This is a genomic window from Microbacterium keratanolyticum, assembly GCF_016907255.1.
Taxonomy (GTDB): domain Bacteria; phylum Actinomycetota; class Actinomycetes; order Actinomycetales; family Microbacteriaceae; genus Microbacterium; species Microbacterium keratanolyticum.
On the sequence record NZ_JAFBBQ010000001.1, the window covers coordinates 763,783 to 775,666 of the forward strand.

An 11,884-nucleotide genomic window follows, 5' to 3' on the forward strand; every position below is an offset into this window, starting at 1 on the left:
CCATGGCCGAACTCGACGACCTGATCGCCGTCGCGCACGAGGTCTCACAGACCGAGGCTGACGCCGCGACGACCGCACTGTACGCACTGCCCTGGCTCACACAGAGCATCGAAGACGACCGCACGGCCGGCCGCTTCACCCGGTGGGGTCGCTCCACCGTCATCGACGAGAACGTCGGCTCGGCGGTGCTCAGCAGAGCCGCCTTCGAGGCGCTGCACACCCTCGCTGGCCTTCCGTCCGCGTGGCCCGTCGGCAACGCGGGGCTCCTGCATAGCTACGGGTATCTCCTGTCACTCACACCCACTCCGTACGGCATGAAACGGGATCGCTGGCTTGACGGGCAGTTCGCTCGCACACTCACGCTTGCGGCCGATCACTTCATTCCCTGGGCCGGAGACGAGACGCTCCTCGCGCGCGCGGACGCCGCGGCATCCGGCATCCTGAGCACCGCCGAATGGGCGTGGCTGTCCGCGATCGACGGACGCATGACGCAGGTCGCGCTCGGAGAAGAACGCGAGGGCGTGAGGCCCCTCGCCTATGCCGTCGCACCGCAGAGCGGCATGCAGCCGCTGCTCGTGACCCTGTTCCCGATCGCGGGAGACGACCGCACGCGCCGCCTCATCGAGGGACAGACGCGTCTGCGCTGGAACGCGGTCTAGATCACCGCGGCGCGTGCGCCTCCAGGAATTCGTAGACGTCGGTCGTGTCGACGCCGGGGAACGACCCGGTCGGCAGGGTCGCGAGCAGCGTGCGCGGGGTGCGCACATTCGGCCAGGAGTTCTGCCGCCAGCGCTCCTCCAGCGCGGCGGGCGCCCGCCGACAGCAGGCCTCGACGGAGTGCTTCGACACCGAGCGCTCGGTCGTGTCCCGGCCGATGAACCAGCGGGTGTCGTCGAAGCGCACGCCCACGCTCACCGAGTGCAAACCCTCGCTCGACGCCTCGACGCGGGCGGTGCACCAGTACGTGCCGTTGCCGGTGTCGGTGTACTGGTAGTAGGGGTTGAAGCGGTCCTCAACATCGAAGACGACGCGACTCGTCCAGCGCCGACAGCACATCTGGCCCTCGATCGACCCGAGTCGGTCGGTCGGGAAGTTCACGTCGTCGTTCTCGTAGGCCTTGGTGATGGTGCCGGATTCGTGCACCTTGAGGAAGTGCACCGGGATGCCCAGATGCTGCGTCGCCAGGTTCGTGAAGCGATGCGCGGCGGTCTCGTAGGAGACGGAGTACGCGTCGCGCAGGTCTTCGATCGAGATCGCCCGCCGCGCCTTCGCGTCCTGCAGGAACGGCACGACGTGCTCTTCCGGGACGAGAAGTGCGCCGGTGAGGTAGTTCGTCTCCACGCGCTGGCGCAGGAACTCGGCATAGCTGCGCGGCTCAGCATGCCCCAGGATGCGGCTGGCGAGTGCCTGCAGCACCGCGGTGCGCGCATCCCCCTTCGCGGGCACGCTGGAGGAGAGGTAGAGACGCCCGTTCTCGAGGTCGGCGACACTGCGCGTGGTCTGCGGCAGATCCGAGGCGTAGTGCAGGGTGAACCCGAGATGAGCGGCGACCTCTGAGGCGGATCTCTGGGTGAGCGGTCCGCCAGGATGCTGGATGGCTTCGAGGATCGCGGATGCCTCGCGTTCGAGGTCTGCGAAGTAGTTGTCCTGCCTGCGCATCAGGTCGCGCAGCTCCACGTTGGCGCGACGCGCCTCCTCCGGGGTTGCCGCGCGCTCATCGCGCAGGCGCTCGATCTCGCCGTGCATCGCCAGCAGGGCGCGCAGCATCTCGGTCGGAACGGTCTTCGCGATGCGGAACGGTTCGATCCCGAGGGCCTGGAACGTCTGGCCCTTCATCGCCCGCTCGAGGGAGATCTCCGCGGTGCTGCGCTCATCCAGGGGCTCTCCCTCCAGCAGCGCGTCGACGGTGACGCCGAGCGCACGGGCGATGGCCTGCAGCAGGGTGAGCTTCGGCTCACGCTTGCCCGTCTCGATCATCGAGAGCTGACTGGGCGCGCGGTCGACCGTCGATGCGAGCTCTTCGAGCGTGATCCCGCGCGCGGTGCGCAGTTGCCGGATGCGCCGGCCGATCGTGAGGGCGTCCGCTTCTTCTGTCTCATCGATGAGCGTCATGGCGGCGATTCTGTCACAAGAGCAGAAATTTGGGCAATCTTCACGCCGAAATTGGTCAGGTGGGGCCGGAATCTTCACACACAGTGGATGCAAGCCACCGCGGCACCCCGCACACAACTCCACCGGCATCGCTTCACCGGCACCGCCGCCGCCACACGAACAGCCCCTTCCGAGGAGAACACCATGAGCATCCAGCCCACCCCCACCGGCCTCCGCCACGGCGACCAGACGCAGACCGCCGCCGAACTGCAGGAGATCTGGGACACCGACCCGCGCTGGAGCGGCGTCGAGCGCACCTTCACCGCCGAAGACGTCATCCGGATCCGCGGCTCGGTGCGCGAGGCATCCACCCTCGCCGCCCGCGGTGCCGAGAACCTCTGGAACCTCCTGCACACCGAGGACTACATCCGGGCGCTCGGCGCGTACACGGGCGGACAGGCCGTGCAGCAGGTCCGCGCTGGCCTCAAGGCCATCTACCTCTCGGGCTGGCAGGTCGCCGCCGACGGCAACCTCGCCGGTCAGACCTACCCCGACCAGTCGCTGTACCCGGCGAACTCGGTGCCCGCGGTCGTGCGCCGCATCAACAACGCACTCATCCGCCAGGACCAGCTCGAGCATGCTGAGGGCGAGGTCACGCAGGACTGGCTCGCACCGATCGTCGCTGATGCCGAGGCCGGTTTCGGCGGACCGCTCAACGCCTATGAGCTCGCACAGTCGCTCATCCAGTCGGGTGCTGCCGGCATCCACTGGGAGGACCAGCTCGCGAGCGAGAAGAAGTGCGGCCACCTCGGCGGCAAGGTCCTCGTTCCGACGCAGCAGCACATCCGCACGCTGAACGCCGCGCGTCTCGCCGCCGATGTGGCGGGTGTGCCGACCGTCATCATCGCCCGCACGGATGCGCTCGCGGCCGACCTGCTCACGAGCGACGTCGATGAGCGCGACCAGGCGTTCACGACCGGCGAGCGCACGAGCGAGGGCTTCTACCGCATCCGCCCGGGACTGGACTCGGTCATCAGCCGCGGCCTCGCCTTCGCCCCCTACGCTGACCTGCTCTGGGTCGAGACGGGAGAGCCGGACATCGAGCTCGCGCGCGCGTTCGCCGAGGCCATCCACGCGCAATACCCGGGCAAGCTCCTCGCGTACAACTGCTCGCCGAGCTTCAATTGGAAGCGACACCTCTCGGATGCCGAGATCGCGACGTTCCAGCAGGAGCTGGCCGACCTGGGCTACAAGTTCCAGTTCATCACGCTGGCAGGCTTCCACGCCCTGAACTACTCGATGTTCGACCTCGCCCGCGGCTACGCCGAACGTGCCATGAGCGCGTACGTCGAGCTGCAGGAAGCGGAGTTCGCCGCCGAGGCATCCGGATACACCGCCACCAAGCACCAGCGCGAGGCGGGCACCGGCTACTTCGACGTCATCTCCACCGCGCTCAACCCTGAGAGCGCAACCCTCGCCCTGGCCGGCTCCACCGAAGCCGCGCAGTTCCACTAAGACGACTTCTCCGCAAAGGACACCGATCATGACCACACCCACGGCACCGCCGACGACTCCGACCACCCTGACCCAGCAGGGTCCCGCGATCGAGATCACGGGCCCCCTGCGCGAGCGCTACGACGAGATCCTCACCGCCGAGGCCATCGCGTTCCTCACCGAGCTGCACCACCGCTTCGGGCACCGCCGGCATGACCGGCTCGCCGATCGCATGCGCCGCCGCTTCGAGATCGGCAACGGACACGACCCGCAGTTCCGCGACGACACGGCCCACATCCGCGCGGACGAGAACTGGCGAGTCGCCGGAGCCGGCCCTGGACTCGAAGACCGACGCGTCGAGATCACGGGCCCGACCGACCCGAAGATGACGATCAACGCACTCAACTCGGGCGCCCGCGTCTGGCTCGCCGACCAGGAGGACGCGACGAGCCCCACCTGGAAGAACGTCATCGAGGGTCAGCTCTCGCTGCGCGACGCGATCCGCGGCGAACTTTCCTTCACCTCACCCCAGGGCAAGGAGTACCGGGTGACCGCCGAGCGCACACCGACGATCGTGATGCGCCCCCGCGGATGGCACCTGACCGAGAAGCACATCCGCTTCATCGACCGCACCGGGCGTCCCATGGCGGCATCCGGCTCACTCGTCGACTTCGGCCTGTACTTCTTCCACAACGCGCAGGCCCTCATCGATGCCGGCCGCGGCCCGTACTTCTACATCGCGAAGCTGGAGTCTGCCGACGAGGCGAAGCTGTGGGATGACATCTTCACCTTCGCCGAGGAGTACGCGGGCATCCCGCACGGCACGATCCGCGCGACGGTGCTGATCGAGACGCTGCCCGCCGCATTCGAGATGGAGGAGATCCTCTACGAGCTGCGCGATCACTGCGCGGGGCTCAACGCCGGACGCTGGGACTACATCTTCTCGATCATCAAGACCTACCGCGGCCGCGGCGCACGCTTCGTGCTCCCTGACCGCAGCGAGGTCACGATGACGGTGCCGTTCATGCGGGCCTACACAGAGCTGCTCGTGAAGACGTGCCACAAGCGCGGCGCCTTCGCGATCGGCGGCATGAGCGCCTTCATCCCGAACCGTCGCGACCCCGAGGTGACGCAGCGTGCGCTGGAGAAGGTCGCCGCCGACAAGAAGCGCGAGGCCGGCGACGGCTTCGACGGCACCTGGGTGGCGCACCCCGACCTGATCCCTGCCGCCCAGGCCGAGTTCGATGCCGTGCTCGGCGAGCGCCCGAACCAGGTTGACCGCCAGCGCGATGACGTGCAGGTGCGCGCCGAGGATCTGCTGGACCTGCAGATCGGCCGCCCGATCACCGCGCGCGGTGTGCGCGACAACGTCTCGGTGGCCATCCGCTACCTCGAGGCGTGGCTGCAGGGACTGGGCGCCGTGGCGATCGACAACCTCATGGAGGACGCCGCGACCGCCGAGATCAGCCGCTCGCAGGTGTGGCAGTGGATCCACCAGGACCGCTTGACCGAGGAGGGCGACCGCATCACCGTCGAGTACGTCGAAGGGCTGATCGCCGAGGTGCTCGCCGAGGCTCCGCGCCGGGAGGGCGACCGCTTCGACGACGCAGCGGCCATCTTCCGCGAAGTGGCGCTGCAGGAGGAGTTCCCGGCGTTCCTGACGCTCGGCGCGTACAACCGCTACCTCGACGCCTGAGGTGCACATCGAGTGGTCAGTTTCGGCACCCCTTCTCGCGAATTGTTGCCGAAACTGACCACTCGCGTGCGTGCGGGCTATGCGTCAACGGGCTCGGCGTCCAGGCGGGCACGCACCTCGGCATCCAGCACGAGATCTGCGGCCCCCAGCGCCTCATCCAACTGCGCCACGCTCGACACCCCGACCACCGGAATCACAGGTACTTCCGCACCCAGCAGCCATGCGAGCGCGACCTGGTTCGGGGTCACGCCGAGGTCGGATGCCACCTCGTGCAGCAGCGCCCGGCGCATCCGGCTCGTCGGATGGTCGACGCCGCCCCACAGCGGCTTGCCGAGACGCGCGATCGCCCCCTGGTGCAGCGGTGAGTACACGGTCACCGTGAGCGGCGGGCGATCATCCGTACCCGTGGATGCCGCATAGTCGAGCAGCCCCGGTGTGACGAAGTTGTTGCGTCCGACCATGGGCGCCGGGTGCAGGTAGCTGTACTGCTGCTGCACGACGCCGTACGGAGCGATGCCCTGTCGACGCGCTTCCTCCCGCGCCTCGACCACACGCCAGGTCGCCACGTTCGAGATGCCCGCGATGCCGATGAGTCCTTCACGCTGGAGTTCACCGAATGCGGCGACGGTCTCGGCGAGCGCGACGTCACGATCATCGACATGTCCGTAGAGGACGTCGATGTGTTCGATGCCGAGGTGGCGCGCGCTCTCCGGTGCCTGCCTGCGAATGACCTCAGCGGAGAGCCCCTCGAAGTTCGTCGGCGGGGTGCTGGAGATGGGCTTCGTCGGATCCTGCTGTGCGGCGCCCAGCTTGGTCGCGATCCGCAGCGAATCACGGATGCCACGGTCGGCCATCCACGCGCCGAGGAGGTCCTCGCTGTCGCGACCGGTTCCTCCGTTGCCGAGGCTGTAGTTGTTGGCCGTGTCGATAAAGGTGCCCCCTGCGTCGACGAAGCGGTCGAGGATCGCACGGGCGACATCGGGCGCTGTCGTGGTGCCGAAGTTCATGGTGCCGAGGCACAGGGTGGAGACGTCGAAAGCGGTCTGCCCGTTGGAGAGGGTGCGGTACTGCATCGGTGGTCCTTTCAGGATGTTCGCTCACACGCTAGAAGGATTTCGGTACGGGACTACACTCCAATCAGGATGCAGAAGACCAGACCAATTCTGGCGTGGGAGACGCTGCTCGACATCGCGCGCACGGACGCTCCCGCGCCGCTCCGCGAACGCGTCGAGCACGCGCTGCGCCGCGCGATCGATGACGGTCACCTCGTACCCGGCTCGGCGCTGCCCCCCAGTCGCACGCTCGCCGAGAATCTGGGCGTCTCCCGATGGGTGATCACCGAGGCCTATGGGCAGCTCGTCGCAGAGGGCGTGCTCGATGCCAGGGCAGGCTCCGTCACGCGCGTCGCCGCGCCCACGCTCAGCGAGCGGATGCCGCCGCCGCATCCGCCGTCGGATCACCCGGCTCCGACGGCGACTCCCGTGGACGCGCGATTCGACCTCCGTCCCGGTCTCCCCGATCTGCGGGCGACTCCGCGTGCACGCTGGGGTTCCGCGGTGAAAGCAGCACTCTCGTCGATCGCCGACCGCGACCTCGCCGCCGCGCACCCCGGTGGCTACGCGCCCGCGCGCCAGGCGGTCTCCGACTATCTCGGGCGCTCTCGCCACGTCGCCACGACGGCCGATCGTGTCGTGATCACGCACGGCGCATCCGACGGCATGAGCATCTTGGCGCGGGAACTACGACGCCAGGGACACCGCGCGATCCTCGTCGAAGACCCCAGCTGGCCTCGCCTTCGCGACATCGCGCAGACCCACGGTTTGCGCACGATCCCGATCCCCGTGGACGACGACGGCATCGACGTCGAGGCGCTCGCCGCCGCATCCGTTCGCACCGGCGCGCGAGTGGCGCTGCTCACCCCGGCGCACCAGTTCCCCGTCGGGGCGGCGCTGTCTCCCGCGCGGCGTGAGCAGGTGATCGCGTGGGCGCACGCGGTGGACGGACTGATCATCGAAGACGACTACGACGCAGAGTTCCGCTACGACCGGAGGCCCATCGCCGCGCTGCAGCGACTCGCACCAGACCGCGTCGCGCTCATCGGATCGCTGTCGAAGTCGGTGTCTCCCGCACTGGGCCTGGGATGGATGGTGCTCCCCCACGGGCTGAATCCCGAGCACTCTCCGGCGATGCCGTCGCTCATCGACCAGGCGGCGCTGGCGCACTTCCTCGTGCGGGGCGACCTCGAACGCCACCTGCGTGCCGCGCGGTCCCGCTTCCGTCGACGTCGCGCGGCACTGCTGGACGCCCTTCGAGCCGAGCTTCCCGACGCGTCGATCTCAGGCATCGCGGCAGGGATGCACCTGCTGCTGGAGCTGCCCGCGGGCGCCGATGCCGCAGAGCTCGCGCGGCGCGGGCGCGATCACGGCCTCGCGCTCACCCCGCTGCGACGGTACGAGGATGTCAGCCGACGCCCCGAAGCGCTCGTCCTCGGATACGGCAACCTCGACGACACTCTGGTGTCCGCCGCGACCGCAGCGCTCGCCACGCTCCTACGCGCCAGGTCGGAAACACCGGTCGCCTCGGTGAGGAGCGAGCGTACGCTGACGGGATGACCGAAGAAACCCTGACGCTCTACGACGACCTCGTGCGTGAGTTCACTCACAACTACCCGCGCGGGGCGCGGTTGCTCGCGGTCGCGAGCATCGATGCGGATCGCTCCCGCGTCTTCGCATCGCATCTCGCCGAAGCCATGGAACGCCAGGGCATCGACACGCGTCAGGTCACCGCGGAAGGGCGCGACGAAGCCGCCCTCCGCACCGAGGTCGTCGAACCTTTCCGCGCCGAGCGGCCCGACGCGGCCATCCTCATCTCCGGCGACACCGAACTGCTGACGCCCGAGATCCGCGGCCTGTGGCATCACACGCTGTGGCTGGTCGCCGGCGACGAGCGGCCCTACACCGCGGCATCCGCCATCGTCGACGTGACGGACCCTGCGCATCCGACCCGGCGCTTTGCCGACTTCTGCGCCGTCCCGCCGTCGGTGAAGCCCTAGGCGATCTCCCCCGCCGCGACCGTCTCCGCCAGCGCATGCACGCGCGGCAGATGGTGAGCGCCATAGAAGTCCGCGGACGTCAGGCGCGCCGCATCCGCGTCCGCAGAGCCCAGCGTCGCGACGACCGCGAAGCCATGCATCCAACCGCCGGCAAGCGTGCCCAGCAGCATGAGGTACGGCACGCTGACGGCATACGCGTCACGGGGTGACCCGGCGAAGCCGATCAGGTCGGCGGTCGCGCGACGGGAGGCAGCCACGGCGCGCTCCAGCCGGTCAGCCGTGCGCTGCGCCACGTCATGCGAGAGCGCGCGCAGATGCGCGATCGTCTCGTCGATCTGCACGAACAGCGTCTCGGCCGTCGCACCCTGGTCGCGGATCACCTTGCGACCGACGAGATCGTTCGACTGGATCGCCGTGGTGCCCTCGTAGATCGGCATGATGCGCGCATCGCGGTAGTGCTGCGCGACACCGGTCTCTTCGATGAAGCCCATGCCGCCGTGCACCTGGATCGCGTCCGAGGTGACAAGCAATGCGTCCTCCGTCGCCCAGCCCTTCAGGATCGGCACGAAGAACTCTGCCAGCGCACCGGTGCCGTCGGTCTCGGCCCGATCGAAGAGGTCGCCGGTGAAGACGCCGAGCGCGCGCATCGCGAAGATGCGGCTCGACATCGACAGCAGCATCCGCTGCACATCCGGATGCTGGGCGATCGGCGTTCCTGCAGGGCGTCCGATGACCGGGCCCTGCAGACGCGACTCCGCGTACGCGAGCGCCTGCTGGTAGGCGCGGTCTGAGATGCCGGTCGCCTGGAACCCCATGCCTGCGCGCGCAGAGTTCATCATGACGAACATGCCGGCGAGGCCTCCGTGCAGCTCACCCGCGAGGTACCCGGTGGCACCTTCGTAGGCGAGCACACAGGTGGGGCTCGCGTGGATGCCGAGCTTGTGCTCCAGAGCCACGGTCGTCACGCCGTTGCGTTCTCCCACGGTGCCGTCGTCGGCGACGTGGTTGCGCGGCACGACGAAGAGCGACAGACCCTTCGCCCCCTCCGGCGCTCCCGGCGTGCGAGCGAGCACGAGGTGCAGGATGTTCTCTGCGATGTCGTGGTCACCCCAGGTGATGAAGATCTTCTGGCCGCTGATCGCCCAGCTGCCGTCGTCGTTCGGCGTCGCCATCGTGCGGATCGCACCGAGGTCGGTGCCGGCGTCCGGCTCGGTGAGGTTCATGGTGCCGGTCCACTCGCCGCTCACGAGCTTGGTGAGGAACTTCTCACGCATCTCGGGTGATGCGACGGCATCGAGCGCGTGGATCTGACCGGCCGTGAGCAGCCAGCACAGCGCGAACGCCGCGTTCGAGGCGTTCCAGATCTCGCCCAGTCCGGCGCGCACCGACTCCGGCAGGCCGTCACCACCCGCGGATGCGGGAGCCTCTGCCGTGATCCATCCGGATTCCACGAGCGCCAGGTAGGCCTCGGCGAATCCTTCCGGAAGACGCACCGTGCCGTCGACGAGCTGCGCGCCGACCTGATCGCCGACAGCTTCGAGAGGAGCGAGGACGGATGCGGCGAACTCCCCGGCACCGGCGACGATCTCCGCCGCATCCTCCGCCGTGATCTCTCCTCCGCTGGAACGCGCCACCAGGTCGAGCCCGAATGCTTCGCCATAGAGGAAGGCGTAGTCGGATACGGGCGGGACATAGGGGGTGTCGGCGGCCATGAGAAGCTCCTCGCACATCATCGGATGAAACTGAGGATCAGCATACGCGACACTGAGTCCCAGCGTCTGAGAAATTGTGCGGATGCTTCGCCCTGAGCAATTCCGGACTCGGAGCGTTGCCACACAGGGTGCGCGTCCCCGAGGCATCCGAGTACGCTCAGAAGCGTGACCGAACGCGCTCCTCTCTCCCGCAAACTCTCCGCCATCGCCGAGTCGGCGACGCTCAAGGTTGACGCCAAGGCCAAGGCTCTGAAGGCCGAGGGCAAGGCGATCATCTCCTACGCCGCCGGCGAGCCTGACTTCTCGACGCCGCAGTTCATCGTGGACGCCGCGGCCGAGGCTCTCGCCGACCCGGCCAGCTACCGTTACACCCCCGCAGCCGGGCTTCCCGCACTCCGCGAGGCGATCGCCGCGAAGACGCTGCGCGACTCCGGGCTCGAGGTCTCCCCGAACCAGGTCATCGTCACCAACGGTGGCAAGCAGGCTGTCTACCAGGCGTTCCAGGCTGTCGTGAACCCGGGCGACGAGGTCCTCCTTCCCGCCCCGTACTGGACCACGTACCCCGAGGCGATCCGCCTTGCCGACGGTATCCCGGTCGAGGTCTTCGCCGGCGCCGACCAGGAGTACAAGGTCACCGTCGCGCAGCTCGAGGCCGCCCGCACCGAGCGCACCACGGTGCTCGTCTTCGTCTCGCCCTCCAACCCGACCGGCTCCGTCTACACGGCAGAGGAGACCGCGGCGATCGGCCAGTGGGCTCTGGAGCACGGCATCTGGGTCATCTCGGACGAGATCTACCAGAACCTCACCTACGAGGGCGTCAAGGCCACGTCGATCGTCGAGGCCGTTCCTGAGCTCGCCGGCCAGACCCTTCTCGTCAACGGCGTCGCCAAGACGTACGCGATGACCGGATGGCGCGTGGGCTGGATGGTCGGGCCCGCCGATGCGATCAAGGTCGCCGGCAACCTGCAGTCGCACCTGTCCAGCAACGTCAACAACGTCGCCCAGAAGGCGGCGATCGCCGCGCTCAACGGCCCGCAGACCGAGGCCGAGCAGATGCGCGAGGCTTTCGACCGCCGACGCCGCCTCATCGTCTCGGAGCTGTCGAAGATCGATGGCATGGTCGTCCCGAACCCGCTCGGCGCCTTCTACGTCTACCCCGACGTGCAGGGCCTCCTGAACCGCACCTGGGGCGGCGTGACGCCGACGACGTCACTCGAACTGGCAGACCTCATCCTGGAGCAGGCCGAGGTCGCCGTCGTTCCCGGTGAGGCCTTCGGCCCGTCCGGCTACATCCGCATGTCGTACGCGCTCGGTGACGACCAGCTGCTCGAGGGCGTGCAGCGCCTGCAGCGCCTCTTCTCCTGAGCGCGACGACGAAGGCCCCGGCATCCTGGATGCCGGGGCCTTCGTCGTCGTTCAGCGTTCGTAGCCGATGAGCCAGCGCACGCCGTAGCGGTCGCGCACCTGTCCATCGTGCGCACCCCAGGGGCGCTTCTGCAGCGGGTCGATGACCGTGCCGTCTTCGGCGAGCTGGTCGAACCACTCCGTGAGAATCTGCGGTTCTGCCGTGCCGAGCAGCGCGAAGCTCATGCCGAGCATGTGCACGGCGTCGTCGTCCGGCCCGGCATCCGATCCGCAGAGCCGCACCGGACCTGCCAGCTCGCCGTGCGCGATCATGTCGGGCGGTCCGTCCGTGCGTTGGAACTGCTCGTAGGTGAACAGCGACAGCTGCCCGCCGAAGACATCCTGGTAGAACTCGAGCGCTTCCCCCGCGTTGCCGGGAAACGACAGGTACGGCATGAGACCGGTCATCGCGTCATCGTATCCGGACGGCGATGG

At 68.4% G+C, this 11,884-nt stretch carries 10 protein-coding genes; 6 read left to right on the plus strand and 4 right to left on the minus strand.

The window, feature by feature from the left end; all coding sequences use genetic code 11:
* Positions 1–2: 2 nt before the first annotated feature.
* Positions 3–659, plus strand: a complete 657-nt coding sequence (locus JOD62_RS03695; protein ID WP_204937967.1) for an amino acid deaminase — start codon at positions 3–5, stop codon at positions 657–659.
* Between the two features lies 1 nt (position 660).
* Here the strand turns inward: JOD62_RS03695 and JOD62_RS03700 are convergent, their stop codons facing one another.
* Positions 661–2,112 carry a helix-turn-helix domain-containing protein gene (locus JOD62_RS03700; protein ID WP_204937968.1) on the minus strand — a complete coding sequence of 484 codons (1,452 nt, stop codon included), beginning with the start codon at positions 2,110–2,112 and terminating at the stop codon, positions 661–663.
* A gap of 183 nt (positions 2,113–2,295) precedes the next feature.
* Here JOD62_RS03700 and aceA point away from each other — a divergent pair, with 183 nt between their 5' ends.
* A complete protein-coding gene (gene aceA, locus JOD62_RS03705; protein WP_204937969.1) occupies positions 2,296–3,606 on the plus strand; it encodes an isocitrate lyase in 1,311 nt (436 codons plus the stop codon).
* A gap of 28 nt (positions 3,607–3,634) precedes the next feature.
* Positions 3,635–5,281, plus strand: coding sequence for a malate synthase A (gene aceB / locus JOD62_RS03710; RefSeq protein WP_204937970.1), 1,647 nt, complete (start codon positions 3,635–3,637; stop codon positions 5,279–5,281).
* A 77-nt stretch (positions 5,282–5,358) separates the two neighbouring features.
* On the opposite strand, the gene JOD62_RS03715 is transcribed toward aceB, so the two are convergent.
* Entirely contained in the window at positions 5,359–6,354 is a 996-nt protein-coding gene (locus JOD62_RS03715; RefSeq protein WP_204937971.1) for an aldo/keto reductase, read from the minus strand.
* Between the two features lie 69 nt (positions 6,355–6,423).
* Between JOD62_RS03715 and pdxR the strand changes: the two genes are divergently transcribed.
* Positions 6,424–7,893, plus strand: a complete 1,470-nt coding sequence (gene pdxR, locus JOD62_RS03720) for a MocR-like pyridoxine biosynthesis transcription factor PdxR (RefSeq protein ID WP_204937972.1) — start codon at positions 6,424–6,426, stop codon at positions 7,891–7,893.
* On the plus strand, positions 7,890–8,333 hold the full coding sequence (locus tag JOD62_RS03725; protein WP_204937973.1) for a hypothetical protein: 444 nt from the start codon (positions 7,890–7,892) through the stop codon (positions 8,331–8,333). The genes pdxR and JOD62_RS03725 overlap by 4 nt, the downstream gene beginning before the upstream one ends.
* Here JOD62_RS03725 and JOD62_RS03730 read toward each other — a convergent pair.
* Positions 8,330–10,045, minus strand: coding sequence for an acyl-CoA dehydrogenase (locus tag JOD62_RS03730; protein ID WP_204937974.1), 1,716 nt, complete (start codon positions 10,043–10,045; stop codon positions 8,330–8,332). The two genes, JOD62_RS03725 and JOD62_RS03730, sit on opposite strands and share 4 nt — an antisense overlap.
* Positions 10,046–10,210: 165 nt before the next feature.
* Between JOD62_RS03730 and JOD62_RS03735 the strand changes: the two genes are divergently transcribed.
* Complete coding sequence (locus JOD62_RS03735) at positions 10,211–11,410, plus strand: pyridoxal phosphate-dependent aminotransferase (protein ID WP_204937975.1); 1,200 nt, start codon at positions 10,211–10,213, stop codon at positions 11,408–11,410.
* Between the two features lie 51 nt (positions 11,411–11,461).
* On the opposite strand, the gene JOD62_RS03740 is transcribed toward JOD62_RS03735, so the two are convergent.
* Positions 11,462–11,857: a VOC family protein gene (locus JOD62_RS03740; RefSeq protein WP_204937976.1), complete on the minus strand. Its 396-nt coding sequence runs from the start codon at positions 11,855–11,857 to the stop codon at positions 11,462–11,464.
* Positions 11,858–11,884: the final 27 nt, after the last annotated feature.